Annotated in this window: 13 protein-coding genes; 10 read left to right on the top strand and 3 right to left on the bottom strand. The window is 66.7% G+C overall.

Annotation, left to right across the window (positions count from 1 at the left end; all coding sequences use genetic code 11):
* Window positions 1–44 precede the first annotated feature (44 nt).
* From mftA to mftG, 7 genes are all read left to right on the top strand, one after another.
* The gene (mftA, locus tag G6N43_RS26840) at window positions 45–158 is read left to right on the top strand and encodes a mycofactocin precursor MftA (protein WP_083156066.1); all 114 of its coding nucleotides are present in this window, start codon (window positions 45–47) and stop codon (window positions 156–158) included.
* Window positions 143–460 (top strand): mycofactocin biosynthesis chaperone MftB, encoded by a 318-nt coding sequence (gene mftB, locus G6N43_RS26835; protein WP_179967928.1) that lies wholly within the window; start codon window positions 143–145, stop codon window positions 458–460. Before mftA ends, mftB begins: the two co-directional genes overlap by 16 nt.
* Complete coding sequence (gene mftC / locus G6N43_RS26830; protein WP_083156062.1) at window positions 457–1,644, top strand: mycofactocin radical SAM maturase; 1,188 nt, start codon at window positions 457–459, stop codon at window positions 1,642–1,644. The genes mftB and mftC overlap by 4 nt, the downstream gene beginning before the upstream one ends.
* A gap of 4 nt (window positions 1,645–1,648) precedes the next feature.
* Window positions 1,649–2,839, top strand: a complete 1,191-nt coding sequence (mftD, locus tag G6N43_RS26825; protein WP_083156060.1) for a pre-mycofactocin synthase MftD — start codon at window positions 1,649–1,651, stop codon at window positions 2,837–2,839.
* Window positions 2,840–2,972: 133 nt separating this feature from the next.
* Window positions 2,973–3,716 carry a mycofactocin biosynthesis peptidyl-dipeptidase MftE gene (gene mftE, locus G6N43_RS26820; RefSeq protein ID WP_083156058.1) on the top strand — a complete coding sequence of 248 codons (744 nt, stop codon included), beginning with the start codon at window positions 2,973–2,975 and terminating at the stop codon, window positions 3,714–3,716.
* Window positions 3,713–5,125 carry a mycofactocin biosynthesis glycosyltransferase MftF gene (mftF, locus tag G6N43_RS26815; RefSeq protein WP_083156056.1) on the top strand — a complete coding sequence of 471 codons (1,413 nt, stop codon included), beginning with the start codon at window positions 3,713–3,715 and terminating at the stop codon, window positions 5,123–5,125. Before mftE ends, mftF begins: the two co-directional genes overlap by 4 nt.
* 8 nt (window positions 5,126–5,133) lie before the next feature.
* A complete protein-coding gene (gene mftG, locus G6N43_RS26810; RefSeq protein WP_083156054.1) occupies window positions 5,134–6,564 on the top strand; it encodes a mycofactocin dehydrogenase MftG in 1,431 nt (476 codons plus the stop codon).
* Here mftG and G6N43_RS26805 read toward each other — a convergent pair.
* Window positions 6,463–8,145: an MFS transporter gene (locus G6N43_RS26805; RefSeq protein WP_083156152.1), complete on the bottom strand. Its 1,683-nt coding sequence runs from the start codon at window positions 8,143–8,145 to the stop codon at window positions 6,463–6,465. The two genes, mftG and G6N43_RS26805, sit on opposite strands and share 102 nt — an antisense overlap.
* Window positions 8,146–8,227: 82 nt before the next feature.
* Here G6N43_RS26805 and G6N43_RS26800 point away from each other — a divergent pair, with 82 nt between their 5' ends.
* Window positions 8,228–8,875 carry a TetR/AcrR family transcriptional regulator gene (locus tag G6N43_RS26800; protein WP_083156053.1) on the top strand — a complete coding sequence of 216 codons (648 nt, stop codon included), beginning with the start codon at window positions 8,228–8,230 and terminating at the stop codon, window positions 8,873–8,875.
* A gap of 6 nt (window positions 8,876–8,881) precedes the next feature.
* Here the strand turns inward: G6N43_RS26800 and G6N43_RS26795 are convergent, their stop codons facing one another.
* Window positions 8,882–10,147, bottom strand: coding sequence for a cytochrome P450 (locus tag G6N43_RS26795; RefSeq protein ID WP_083156051.1), 1,266 nt, complete (start codon window positions 10,145–10,147; stop codon window positions 8,882–8,884).
* Window positions 10,148–10,333: 186 nt separating this feature from the next.
* Window positions 10,334–11,584, bottom strand: a complete 1,251-nt coding sequence (locus G6N43_RS26790) for a cytochrome P450 (RefSeq protein ID WP_083156049.1) — start codon at window positions 11,582–11,584, stop codon at window positions 10,334–10,336.
* Window positions 11,585–11,737: 153 nt separating this feature from the next.
* Here G6N43_RS26790 and G6N43_RS26785 point away from each other — a divergent pair, with 153 nt between their 5' ends.
* Entirely contained in the window at window positions 11,738–13,273 is a 1,536-nt protein-coding gene (locus G6N43_RS26785; protein ID WP_083156047.1) for a carboxylesterase/lipase family protein, read from the top strand.
* A gap of 5 nt (window positions 13,274–13,278) precedes the next feature.
* On the top strand, window positions 13,279–13,635 hold the full coding sequence (locus G6N43_RS26780) for a nuclear transport factor 2 family protein (RefSeq protein WP_083156150.1): 357 nt from the start codon (window positions 13,279–13,281) through the stop codon (window positions 13,633–13,635).
* Window positions 13,636–13,774: the final 139 nt, after the last annotated feature.

Here is a 13,774-nt window from a genome sequence, read left to right as displayed (position 1 = left end):
TCGATCACAGTTTGTCGAGATTCTGTCAAGGAAAGGTGCGGGTAGTGGAGCCGAATCAGACAGTTGAGGCCGCTGTGGCGGCGTCGTCAGACAATGAGCTCGTCACCGAGACCCTCGTGGAAGAGGTGTCGATCGACGGGATGTGCGGGGTCTACTGACCGTGACCTCGTCTGCGGCTGAGGACGGGAACGTGACGACGTTCGATCCCGACCTCAGCTGGCGGCTTCACCATCAGGTGGCCGTGCGGCCCGAGCCGTTCGGCGCGCTGCTGTACCACTTCGGTACGCGCAAGCTGTCGTTTCTCAAGAACCGGACGATCGTCGAGGTGGTCAAGTCGCTGGCTGACCACCCCGACGTCCGGTCCGCCTGCCGTGCCGCCGGAGTCGACGACGCACAGCAGGCCCCTTACCTGCACGCGCTCGGTGTGCTCGCTCAATCGAAAATGTTGGTGCCGCAATGACATCAGTTGATTCCGCGCCCGTCGCGCAGCCCGTGCCACGGCTTATCGAGCAGTTCGAGCACGGACTGGACGCACCCATATGCCTGACATGGGAGCTCACCTACGCGTGCAACCTCGCCTGCGTGCACTGTCTGTCCTCGTCGGGTAAGCGCGATCCCCGCGAGCTGACCACGCAGCAATGCAAGGACATCATCGACGAGCTCGAACGCATGCAGGTGTTCTACGTCAACATCGGCGGCGGCGAACCGACTGTGCGGTCGGACTTTTGGGAGCTCGTCGACTACGCCACCGCCCACCACGTCGGGGTCAAGTTCTCCACCAACGGCGTGCGGATCACCCCTGAGGTCGCCAAGCGCTTGGCGGCCAGCGACTACGTCGACGTCCAGATCTCGCTGGACGGCGCGACCGCGGAAGTGAACGACGCCGTCAGGGGAGCGGGCTCGTTCGACATGGCGATCCGTGCCCTGGAGAACCTCGCCGACGCGGGCTTCAAGGACGCCAAGATCTCCGTCGTGGTGACTCGCGAGAATGTCGACCAGCTCGACGACTTCGCCGCTCTGGCAGCGCGTTACGGCGCCACCCTGCGGATCACCCGGTTGCGGCCCTCGGGTCGCGGCGCCGACGTGTGGGACGAACTGCACCCCACCGCGGAGCAGCAGGTGCAGCTCTACGACTGGTTGGTGGCCAAGGGCGACGGCGTCCTCACCGGTGACTCGTTCTTCCACCTGTCCGGCCTCGGGGAGCCCGGCGCGCTGGCGGGTCTGAACCTGTGCGGCGCGGGCCGAGTGGTCTGCCTCATCGATCCGGTCGGCGACGTGTACGCGTGCCCGTTCGCCATCCACGATCGCTTCCTTGCCGGAAACATCCTGACCGATAACGGTTTTGACAACATCTGGAAGAACGCGCCTTTGTTCCGTGAGCTGCGCGAGCCGCAGTCCGCCGGAGCGTGCAGCAGCTGCGGCCACTACGACAGCTGTCGCGGCGGCTGCATGGCGGCCAAGTTCTTCACCGGTCTTCCGATGGACGGTCCTGACCCGGAGTGCGTCGAGGGCTACGGTGCGCCGGCGCTGGCCCGTGACCGCGTCAAGCCCAAGTCCAGTGTTGATCATTCGCGCAGCCAGCCGGTCATGCTCAAGCTGCTGACCAAACCGCCTGCGCGGCTCTGTAACGAAAGCCCGGTGTAGTTCCATGGCCGACATTTGGTTCGAAACCGTCGCCGCCGCCCAGGAGCGGGCCAAGCGACGCCTGCCCAAGCCGGTGTACTCCGCGTTGCTTGCGGCAAGCGAGCGCGGCGTGACCGTCGCGGACAACGTCGATGCATTCTCCGAGCTGGGCTTCGCCCCACACGTTATCGGCGCGACGGAAAAGCGTGACCTCGCGACAACCGTTATGGGCCAGGATATTTCGCTTCCCGTCGTGATATCGCCGACTGGAGTGCAGGCGGTCCACCCGGACGGTGAGGTCGCCGTCGCGCGGGCCGCCGCCGCACGGGGCACCGCGATGGGTCTGTCCTCGTTCGCGAGCAAGCCGATCGAAGAGGTCATCGCGGCCAACCCGAAACTGTTCTTCCAGGTGTACTGGCTCGGTGGCCGCGACGCGATCGCCGCGCGGGTCGAGCGCGCGCGGGCGGCGGGCGCCGTCGGCCTGATCGTGACCACCGACTGGAGCTTCTCGCACGGCCGTGACTGGGGCAGCCCGAAGATCCCTGAGGAGATGAACCTCCGCACGACCGTGCGGATGCTGCCGACGGGGCTGAGCAGGCCCGGGTGGATGTGGCAGTGGAGCAAGACCCTGCGACCGCCGAACCTGCGGGTGCCCAACCAGGCCGCGCGCGGCGAAGCCGGACCGCCGTTCTTCGCGGCGTACGGCGAGTGGATGGGTACGCCCCCGCCGACCTGGGAGGACATCGCCTGGCTGCGTGAGCTGTGGGGCGGGCCCTTCATGCTCAAGGGTGTGATGCGCGTCGACGACGCCAAACGTGCTGTGGACGCAGGTGTTTCGGCCATCTCGGTGTCGAACCACGGCGGCAACAACCTGGATGGCACACCTGCGTCGATCCGTGCGCTGCCCGCGATCGTCGAGGCGGTCGGCAACGACGTCGAGGTGGTGCTCGACGGCGGCATCCGGCGCGGTAGCGACGTGGTCAAGGCCGTCGCGCTGGGGGCCCGGGCGGTCATGATCGGCCGGGCCTATCTCTGGGGCCTGGCGGCCAACGGGCAGGCCGGCGTCGAGAACGTCCTCGACGTGCTGCGCGGTGGCATCGACTCCGCCCTCATGGGCCTTGGTCATGCCTCGGTGCACGACCTGAGCCCGGACGACGTGCTGGTGCCCGAGGGGTTCACGCGGGCGCTCGGCGTGCCCCGCAACCCGAACGCCTGACGCCACGGATTTACGCCCGCGAAATTCCTGGTACAGACGTGGCGCAGGAGGCTGACGTGAACGGCACACCGCCACTGGCGAAAATTTGAGCAAATCAATTCCTGCGCATGCGCCAACAATTGGCGCACGCCAGGTGAATTCGGCCTACCATCGGCGGGTGACCTCTGGAGGCGAGCTCGCGAACGCAACATCGTGGCAGCTGCAGAGCACGTCATCAGCGTTGATCGTTCCCGTCGGCTCCACCGAGCAACATGGTCCTCACCTGCCGCTGGACACCGACACCCGGATCGCGACGGCGGTGGCCCGCGCTCTCGCCGGCCATCTTGCGGTGTCAGATGAATTGAAGTGGCTTGTCGCTCCCGCTATCGCGTACGGCGCCAGCGGTGAACACGAAGAGTTCGACGGCACCGTCTCCATCGGCACCTCGGCGCTGCGCCTGTTGCTGGTGGAGTTCGGCCGGTCCGCGGCGCGCTGGGCGCCACGTCTCGTTTTCGTCAACGGGCACGGGGGAAACGTCGAAGCGCTGGCCGCCGCCGCGGCTCTGCTCCGGTATGAGGGCCGCGATGTGGGCTGGTGTTCGTGTACCGCCGCGAACGCCGACGCCCACGCCGGACACACCGAAACATCTGTATTGCTACATATTTCGCCGGATGACGTGTCGATTGACCAACGGGTCCCCGGCAATCGCACCCCATTGGGGCAGTTGATGCCGGCAATGCGCAAAGGCGGCATCGCCGCGGTCAGCGACGTGGGTATTCTCGGTGATCCCACCACGGCGACCGCAGAGGAAGGTGCGCGGATCTTTGCAGAGATGGTCGACGGGTGTCTGCGGCGCGTGGTCCGGTGGACGCCCGATCGGGACGGGATGCTGACATGACAGGACCACGTCTGCCCGACGGGTTCGCCGTCCAGGTGGATCGCCGGGTGAAGGTGCTCGGCGAGGGTTCGGCGCTCCTGGGTGGATCGCCCACCCGACTGCTGCGGCTCGCGCCCGCGGCGCAGACCATGATCAACGGCGGGCGCCTCGAGGTGCACGACGCCGTCAGCGCACAGCTGGCGCGGACTCTGCTCGACGCCACGGTTGCGCATCCCCGACCTGCGACCGGTCCGTCGCACCGTGACGTCACCGTCGTTATCCCGGTGCGGGACAACGCATCTGGTCTGCGCCGTCTGGTAGCGGCGTTGCGCGGCATGCGCATCATCGTGGTCGACGACGGATCGGTCACCCCGGTGCAGCAGGCCGACTTCGCGCAGATGTACAGCGACGTTCACATCCTGCGACACGACCGCAGCAAGGGTCCGGCGGCCGCGCGCAACACCGGCATGGCGGCATGTCACACCGACTACATCGCGTTCCTGGACTCCGACGTCGTCCCGCGGCGGGGGTGGCTGGAGGCGCTGCTCGGCCACTTCTGCGACCCGGCCGTCGCACTGGTGGCCCCGCGCATCGTCGGCCTGCGCGAGCCGGACAACCTCGTGGCCCGTTACGAGGCCGTGCGGTCCTCTCTCGACCTCGGACTGCGCGAGGCCCCTGTGGTTCCCTACGGCACCGTCTCCTATGTGCCCAGCGCCGCGATCATCTGCCGCACGGCCGCGCTCAAGGAGTTGGGCGGTTTCGACGAGACCCTCAAGTCCGGCGAGGACGTGGACCTGTGCTGGCGGCTGATCGAGGCCGGTGCACGCCTCCGCTACGAACCAGTCGCACTGGTCGCCCACGACCATCGCACACAACTGCGAGAGTGGTTCTTGCGCAGGGCTTTTTACGGTGAATCCGCGGCGCCGCTGTCGGTCCGGCATCCTGGCAAAACGGCGCCGTTGGTCATCTCGGGGTGGACCCTGGTCGCCTGGATGCTGATGGCGATGGGCTCGGGCATCGGCTACCTCGCGTCGATCGTGGTCGCCGCGATCACCGGTCGCCGGATCGCACGCTCGCTGTCCACCGTCGAGACCGAACCGAAGGAAGTGGCGGTGGTCGCCGCCCGCGGACTGTGGTCCGCGGCGCTGCAGCTGGCGTCGGCGATCTGCAGACACTACTGGCCTGTGGCCTTCGTCGCCGCACTGCTGTCACGACGCTGTCGCCAGGTCGTGCTGGTGGCCGCCATCGTCGACGGGGTGGTCGACTGGATCACCCGCAACGGCAACGGCGACGACGACACAAGGCCGGTCGGGCTTCTCACCTACATCCTGCTGAAGCGGCTGGACGACATCGCCTACGGCACGGGACTGTGGACCGGTGTCGTGCGTGAACGGCATGTCGGCGCCCTCAAGCCCCAGATCCGGACCTGAACCCCGCCTTGCACAGCGATGTGCTGATCGTCGGTGCTGGTAGCGCCGGATCTGTATTAGCGGAAAGACTTTCGGCCGATCCGAGCTGCCGCGTGACGGTCGTCGAAGCCGGGCCCGCCCCCTCCGACCCATCGGTGCTCAGCCAGATCACCAACGGTCTTCGGCTGCCGATCGGCACCGCCAGCTCGGTGGTTCGGCGCTATCCGACGGTGCTGACCGATCATCCGCAGCGGCACGCACAGATCATGCGGGGTGCGGTGGTCGGCGGATCGGGAGCGGTCAACGGAGGGTACTTCTGCCGGGGGCTGCCGTCGGATTACGACGGGTGGGGGTTGCCGGGCTGGACGTGGGCCGACGTGCTTCCGCACTTCCGCGCCATCGAGTCCGACGCCGACTTCGAAGGTCCGCTACATGGCAGCGCAGGGCCGATCCAGGTGCAGCGGGTCTCCGAATTCGACGGCTGTACAGCGACTTTCGTCGATGCAGCGAAAGACGCGGGATTTCAGTGGATCGACGATCTGAACGGGTCATCGCCGGACGTGCCGTTACCGCCGGGTGTCGGCGCGGTGCCGCTGAACATCAACGGAGGAACGCGAGTCGGTCCCGGTGGGGCCTACCTCAAACCGGCGATGGACCGCGCCGGTCTGACGGTGCTCACCGATACCCGGGTCACCCGCATCCGGATCGTCGGCGGCCGGGCGGTCGGCGTCGACGCCGTGGGACCAGACGGACCCATTGAACTGACTGCGGACCGAATCGTGGTGTCATCCGGTGCGATTGGCTCGGCACACCTGTTGATGCTCTCGGGTATCGGACCGGCGGACGTGCTCACGGCCGTCGGAGTGCCCGTCGTGGCGGACCTGCCGGTCGGCGTCCACACGTCCGACCATCCCGAGTGGGTGTTGCCTGTCGACTGGGCCGAGACCCACGGTCTGCCTCCCCTTGAGGCTGTGCTCGCCACTGGCGACGGACTCGAAATCAGGCCCTACACAGCGGGGTTCGGTGCGATGGTGACCGGGCGTCGCGATGACCCGGGCGACCATCCGCACGTCGGTGTTGCGCTGATGCGACCGCGATCTCGCGGCAGGGTCCGGCTGGTGTCCGCCGATCCGACCGTCCTGCCCGCCATCGAGCACCACTACGACAGTGAGCCCGCCGACGTCGCGGCGTTGCGTGCCGGTGCGGAGCTCGCGCTGGAATTAGCCGGTGCACACGCGAAATCGAAGACTGCGTCGTGGTCGACGTCGCAGCATCTGTGCCGTACCGCACCGATGGGACTGGACGGCGACGAATCCGCGGTCGTGGACCCGCACTGCCGGGTGCGCGGCGTCGACGCGCTATGGGTGGTCGACGGCTCGGTGCTTCCCGCCATCACCAGTCGCGGCCCGCACGCGACCATCGTCATGGTCGGTCACCGCGCCGCCGAGTTCATCGCCTGAACCCGACCAGCGTTCGTTGATCCCACGCGCAAAGTCGAACTGCCTGCCGTCACGGCCGGGCGCCCAGACCGCGACGAAGGCGGCGGCGACGGCCAACACGAGGGACAGCACGAGCAGCGACAGGCTCATCGATTCGATGAACGCGGCCGTGGCGAGGTCGGCCAGACGAGCGCCCTGCGGGCCCATCTGGTCAGCAATGGCCAATGCGTTGGCAAGGGATTCCAGTGCGCCCGACCGGATCTGCTCGGGATAGCTGGCCAGTGCGGGAGACAGCACCGTTCCGTACTGGGCCGCCAGCACCGAGCCGGCGACGGCGATTCCGACGGCGGCGCCGATCTCGCGTGTGGTGTCGTTGACCGCCGACGCCACGCCCTGCTTCTCGGTGGGAACGGCGTTCATGATCGCGGAGGTGGTCGGCGCGACGCACAGGCCGATGCCCGCACTCGTGACCAGCATCGGCCATACGAGATCGAGGTAGGACGACCCGGCGTCGAGGTAGCGCATGAGGAAGAGCCCCACCCCGATGAGAAACAGCCCGAGCGCCACCGCCGTTCGCAACCCGACCCTCGGCAGGTAGAGATGCATCGTGGCGCCCAGGATCAGGATCGGCACCGCCAGCGGTGCGAGTGCGAACGCCGTCTGCAGCGGGCTGTACCCGAGAACCAGTTGCAGGTACTGCATCTCGATGAAGAAGAATCCGAAGTTGGCGAGGAAGAGGATCGTGATGCCGATGGCCCCGGTGGCGAAGTCGGGTCTGCCGAACAGTCGGACGTCGAGCAGCGGATGCCTGCGTCGCAGTTCCACGACGCCGAAGGCCACCGCGAGTGCCACACCGGCGGCCATGCAGCCCCACACCAGCGGATGAGTCCACCCGCGCACCGGCGCCTCCACGACACCGAACACGAAAACCGCTACGGCGGAACCGATCAGCACCGCGCCGACGCCGTCAATCGGTGTGGCGGTCTCGTCGCGTGACGAGGAGATCGTGAACGTACAGAAGATGAGGACGACGGCCGATGCGGCGAACGCATAGAAGATCGACTGCCAGTTAAAGGCCTGTAGCAACAGACCCGAACCCATGAATCCGACGATCGCACCCGAACTTGCGACGCCGGCCCAGATTCCGACGGCCTTGTTGCGTTCGCTTTTCGGGAAGGCCGCAGTCAGTAGTGACAACGTCGCGGGCATGATGAACGCCGCGCCCACACCCGCGAGCGCTCGGGCGAGGATGATCTGGACGGGACTGTCGAAGAACACCGGGGCGATCGAGGCCACCGCGAAGATCGCCAGGCCTGCCACGAGTGCACCGCGTCTGCCATACCGGTCGCCGATCGCGCCGGCGGGCAGGAGCAGGCAGGCCAGCACCAACGTGTAGCCGTCCACGATCCAGGTGAGCTGCGTCTGCGTCGCGGCGGTTTCCACGGCGATATCCGGAAGCGCGGCGTTGAGCGCCACCATCGACGAAATGACCAGCAGTACGTCGAGGGCCGCGACCGTGAGCAACCAGAAGCGTCCGAACCTTGACAGGGTTGCCAAGTCGGCGTGGATATTCTGGTCAGACCGGGTGAAGGTGTCGACCACGTGATCGCGCTCCAATCCACTGGAGGAGATTTTTGAGACTGACAGTCTCGTAGCTGTTCCCAACCAGGAGGTCGCCTAAACGATGTCCGCCTCGCGCGTGGGCTACACAAGTACGGACCCGCGGCCGGCCCGCTCACGGGCCCGCCTGCTCGAGGCTGCGACCTCGCTCCTGCGTACAGGCGGTCCGAGCGCCGTGACGATCGACGCGGTCACGCGGACCGCCAACGTCGCCAGGGCCACGCTGTATCGCCATTTCTCGAGCGCCAACGATCTGTTGAGCGCGGCATTCATGAGCCTGCTGCAACCCGCACCGATGCCGCCGCCCGAAGGCGACCTGCGCGAGCAGTTGCTCGCGGTCGTCGAGGGGTGGACGGATGCGATCGCCGAGGTGCCCGCGATGCTCACCGCCTTGACGTGGTTGGCGTCAGGGCCTGACGCTGGTGATTATTCCGATGTGCGGCAAGCGGATTCGGATACCAACGGCCCGCTGCGGGCCCGCATCATCGCGCTGTACTCCGTGCCGTTCGACGCCATCTTCGACAGCCCGCAGGCCGCGGCCGAGATCGAGGTGCCGGACCGCATGCGCGCGATCGCGCTGCTGATCGGTCCGCTGGTCCTCGGGCGCCTCAGCACGTTGGCCGATTTCGATTACCGTGCCTGCGCGGAGGCCGCAGTCGACGGTTTCCTGGCCACCCACCGCCAAGATGGGCCCACGCGAAGCCGGGGATAGCCGCTATTAGCGCACCGCGTACCGAATCGGCAGGTGCTTGAGCCCGCCGACGAAGGTCGTGGCCGCCAGTTCCGGCTTGCCCGCGAGTTCGATGGACTCCAGTCGCGGCACCAGTTCGGTGAACAGGCTGGCCATCTCCATCCGGGCCAGCGCGGCACCAAGGCAGAAGTGCACACCGTAACCGAACGCGACGTGCTTGTTGGGGTCGCGGCCGACGTCGAAGCGGAACGGCTCGTCGAAGACCTCTTCGTCCCGGTTGCCGGAAACGTAAGCCAGATAGACGGATTCGCCCTTCTTGATCGGCACCCCGCGCACTTCGGTGTCCTCGGCGGCGGTGCGCATGAACTCCTTGACCGGCGTCGTCCACCGGATCATCTCCTCCACCGCGGTGCCCATCAGTCCGGGATCCTTTCGCAGTCGGTCCAGCTCGCCGGGGTTCTCGATGAGTGCGAGCAGTCCGCCGGAGATGGCGTCCTTGGTGGTGTCGTGGCCCGCGCTGGCGACGATCACGTAGTAGGAGGCGGTGTCGACGTCGGAGAGCGGCTCACCGTCGATGCGGCCGTTGGCGATCGCCGACGCGAGGTCGTCGGTCGGGTGCTCGCGACGCGACGCTGTCAGCTGGGCGAAGTAGTTGAAGAAGTCGAGCAGAATCGTGAGCTGTTCTTCGGGAGATTGGCCGCGCTTGTTGTACTCCTCATCGTCGCCGCCGAACATCTCCTGGGTGAGCTGATGCATGCGCGGGAAATCCTCTTCCGGCAGACCCAGCAGCGACATGATCACGTACAGCGGGAAGTTGACGGCGATCTCGGTCACGAAATCGCATTCCGGGCCGATGTCACGCATCTTGTCGACGTAGCGCTTGGCCAGCGCGTCGACGTTGACCTTCAGATCGCGCATTGCCTTGGGGCGGAACCAGTCCGCGCCGATCTTGCGGACGTCGCGGTGGTGCGGGTCGTCCATGTGAATCAGCGTCCGCAGTCCCATACCGGCCTCCAGCTGCTGCTTGCCGAAGTCATCGGCCTCGGCAGTGACGAGCAGCGGGCGCGGTTCGGAAAGCCATAGATTGTTCTCACGCTCGATGGCCATGATGTCGGCGTGCTTGGTGATCGCGTAGAACGGCCGGTACGGCTCGTGATCCACATAGGGGACCGGGTTGTGCGCCCGAAGATGAGCGAGCGCGGCGTGCAGCCGGTCGTCGTCGGCGTACGCCGTCGGATCTACGAAGACCTTGGCGGCCTCCTGTGATTCCTGGTCCATCGTGGACGTGCTCATGAAGCTCCTCGGGACGACTTGACGGGTGTCAAGAGCAGTCTATGTGACCGACACCACTTTGCGTCGCGAGGTCGGGCTCCAGCACAGGGCTACCGCTTCTTCGAACGTGAAGCCAGGGCTGTGAAAAGTGCGTCGTAGCGACCCGGAATGCTATTTCGATCGATGACCCGGACTGGCCGGTGTCCCTTAGCGAACCGAGTACCTGATCGGCACGCGCTTGAGCCCGCCGACGAACGTCGACGCGATGAACTCGGGCTTGCCGGCCAGCTCGATCGAGTCCAGCCGTGGCACCAGCTCGCTGAAGAAGCTGTTGATCTCCATGCGTGCCAGTGCGGCGCCGAGGCAGAAGTGCACGCCGTATCCGAACGAGAGGTGCTTGTTGGGGTCGCGGCCGACGTCGAAGCGGAACGGCTCGTCGAAGATCTCCTCGTCCCGGTTCGCCGAAACATAGGACAGCAGAACCGATTCGCCCTCTTTGATCGGCACGCCACGCACCTCGGTGTCGGCGGTGGCGGTGCGCATGAACTCCTTGACCGGGGTGGTCCAGCGGATCATCTCCTCGACCGCGGTGCCCATCAGTTCCGGCTGCGCCTTGAGGCGCGCCAGCTGGTCCTGGTTCTCGACCAACGCCAGCAGGCCGCCCGAGATCGCCGCACTGGTGGTGTCGTGGCCCGCACTGGCGACGATCACGTAGTAGGACAGGCAGTCGACGTCGTTGAGGTACTCGCCGTCGATTTTGGCGTTGGCGATCGCCGACGCCAGGTCTTCGGTCGGGTTCTTGCGGCGTTCGGCGGTCAGCGCAGTGAAGTAGTTGAAGAAGTCGAGGATGACGGCGTTGAGGTCCTCCGCGCTCGAGCCGCGGTTCATCTCCTCGTCCTCGTTACCGAAGAGCTCCTGAGTGAGCTTGAGCATCCGGGAGAAGTCGGACTCAGGCAGGCCCAGCAGCGAAAGGATCACGTACAGCGGGAAATTCACCGCGACCTCTTGAACGAAGTCGCACTCCGGCCCCTTCTCGACCATCTTGTCGACGTAGATCTTGGCCAGCTCGTCAACGCGGGTCTTCAGCGCGCGCATCGCCTTCGGGCGGAACCAGTCGGCACCGATCTTGCGGATGTCGCGATGCAGCGGATCGTCCATGTGGATCAGCGTGCGCAGCCCGCCGCCGGCTTCGAGGTTGGCCTTGGCCAGATCGTCCTTGTCCTTGGTGATCAGCATCGGGCGCGGGGCGTTGATCCACAGCTCGTTGTCCCGCTCGATGGCCATGATGTCCGCGTGCTTGGTGATCGCCCAGAACGGATAGAAGTCGGGCACGTCGACCAGGGATACCGGGGCGTTCTTGCGTAGGTGGGTCAGCGCGGCGTGCAGTCTGGGCTCGTCGGCGTAGGCCTTCGGGTCGGCCAGCACTTTGGCAGCGTCATCGATGGTCGGCGTGCTCATGGGTACCTCGCTCCGGCGTTCTTGACAGGTGTCAAGTGTTGGTGTGACGCCATAGTAAATGATCGAGCGACCGGTCGTCCCGTGAGGTGTCAGTAGGCTCGCGGGGTGCGCAGGGCAACGGCGGGGCGGGGCCGGCGGGCGGCAGCATTGCTGATGGCCGCCGTGGTCGTGCTGGGCGGATGTGGTCTCGGGGAGTCCGCCGCCAACCGGGACCCGATCGTGGTGCCCGACGACCCGGCCGTCGTCCACACGCAGGCCGGGGCGGTGCGCGGAACCACCTCGCTCGATCACCGCTATTTCGCCGGAATCCCTTATGCTGCACCGCCGGTCGGGCCACTACGGTGGCAGCCTCCGGCGCCGGTCGTGCCGTGGGACGGCTTCCGCGATGCGACCCGCCCGGGAGCGCAGTGTGTGCAGGACATCAGCGCCGAGGATCGTCGCCCCACCGGGGAGGACTGCCTGTCGCTCAACGTGTGGACGCCGCCGCCGTCGACCGAGAAGCGCCCGGTGATGGTGTGGATTCACGGCGGCAGCTTCCTCGCCGGCAGCGGCGACATCTACAACTCACGGCGGTTGGCCGCCCGCGGCGACATGGTCGTCGTGACCATCAACTACCGGCTTGGCGCACTCGGTTTTCTGGCCCACCCCGCGCTGGGGCAGGGCAACTATGGGCTCGCCGACCAGCAGGCCGCGTTGCGCTGGGTGCGTGACAACATCGCCGACTTCGGTGGCGACCCGGACCAGGTGACGATCGCCGGTGAGTCGGCAGGCGGAATGTCGGTCTGCGACCACCTCGTGGCGCCCGACTCGGCCGGGTTGTTCCGAGCGGCGATCGTCTTCAGTGGGCCGTGTCAGGCCCAAGTCGATCTGCCTGCCGCGGAGAAAGTGAGCCTGCAGTACGCGGCGGAGGAAGGCTGCGGTGATGCTGCGACGGCGGCGCAGTGTCTACGTGCGCTGCCGGCGGACAAGCTGCAGCGACCGCTGTTCTACGGCCGTATCGGCACCGAACAACTCAGTGGACCGGTGACGGGCACGACGGCGCTTCCGGTGGACCCGATGCGCGGCGCCGCCCAAGGTCGCGCCGCGAAGGTCCCGGTGATGATCGGCACGACGGCCGACGAGTTCAACCTGTTCACCGCGCTGCAGTTCGTTCGCGGGCGCCCGATGGACACCCCGCACTACCCGGAGTTGCTCGCCGAAGCCTTCGGTGCCAATGCCGCGGCAGTTGGTCGGCAGTACCCACCGGAGCGGTTCGGAGGCAGTGTGCCGCTTGCCTTTTCGACGGCGACGACCGACGGCGTGTTCGCCTGCGACGCCGACGAACTGGCGGACACGCTCGCCACGCACGCTCCGGTGTATTCATTCGTATTCGACGATCCCGACGCGCCCGCACCCGAGCCGATACGCGAAGCGCCCTTCCCGATCGGCGCAGCGCATTCTCTGGAACTGCGGTATCTGTTCGACGTGGGAGGGGCGCCGTCGCTGAACGCGGCGCAGGAGCGCCTCTCCGAGCAGATGATCGACTACGTCAGCCGCTTCGTCGCGACCGGTTCGCCCGGCTCCGATTGGCCCCGGTTGACCCCGGGCGATGCCGGCGAACGGATGTCGCTGCAGCCCGGCGGCAGCCGCGTCATCACGTCGTTCGAGCAGACGCACCAGTGCCCGTTCTGGGCGGGGTTGAAAGGTTGATCGAGATGCCGACACCCGACCCGCATACGTTCGCCGATCAGTGGGTCAACGCGTGGAACGCCCACGACGTCGACGCCGTGCTCGCGCATTTCCGCGACGACGTGGTCTTCACCTCACCCGTCGCGGCGCGGGTGGTTCCGGACAGCGGGGGAGTGGTGCGCGGCAAGGACGCGCTTCGGCACTACTGGGCGACGGCGTTGGAGTCGTTACCCGGGCTGCACTTCGAGGTCGTAGGGGTCTATCGGGGCGAGTCGACGCTGGTCATCAACTACACCAACCATCGCGGCGAGTCGGTCAACGAGGTGCTGACCTTCGACGCCGACGGCCTGGTCCGCGAGGGCCACGGCACTTATCTGGCGTAAAACCCCGCCCAACCCCTCGCCGAGACTGCTCAGGGATCGGGCCACTCACCGGCGGATATGGCCTGGCCCGGGCGGGTGAGCAGGGATTTGGAGCACGCCAGGATCTAGGGCATACTGTTCAGGTTGCCTTGAGCCGGGA

The organism is Mycolicibacterium moriokaense, assembly GCF_010726085.1.
Taxonomy (GTDB): Bacteria; Actinomycetota; Actinomycetes; order Mycobacteriales; family Mycobacteriaceae; genus Mycobacterium; species Mycobacterium moriokaense.
This window is presented reverse-complemented; position numbering and strand designations above follow the sequence as displayed.

Coding starts and splice junctions, on each gene's coding strand:
- mftC (WP_083156062.1), top strand. CDS start 457: ATGACATCAGTTGATTCCGCGCCCGTCGCGCAGCCCGTGCCACGGCTT.
- mftD (WP_083156060.1), top strand. CDS start 1,649: ATGGCCGACATTTGGTTCGAAACCGTCGCCGCCGCCCAGGAGCGGGCC.
- mftF (WP_083156056.1), top strand. CDS start 3,713: ATGACAGGACCACGTCTGCCCGACGGGTTCGCCGTCCAGGTGGATCGC.
- G6N43_RS26800 (WP_083156053.1), top strand. CDS start 8,228: ATGTCCGCCTCGCGCGTGGGCTACACAAGTACGGACCCGCGGCCGGCC.
- G6N43_RS26795 (WP_083156051.1), bottom strand. CDS start 10,147: ATGAGCACGTCCACGATGGACCAGGAATCACAGGAGGCCGCCAAGGTC.
- G6N43_RS26790 (WP_083156049.1), bottom strand. CDS start 11,584: ATGAGCACGCCGACCATCGATGACGCTGCCAAAGTGCTGGCCGACCCG.
- G6N43_RS26785 (WP_083156047.1), top strand. CDS start 11,738: ATGGCCGCCGTGGTCGTGCTGGGCGGATGTGGTCTCGGGGAGTCCGCC.
- G6N43_RS26780 (WP_083156150.1), top strand. CDS start 13,279: ATGCCGACACCCGACCCGCATACGTTCGCCGATCAGTGGGTCAACGCG.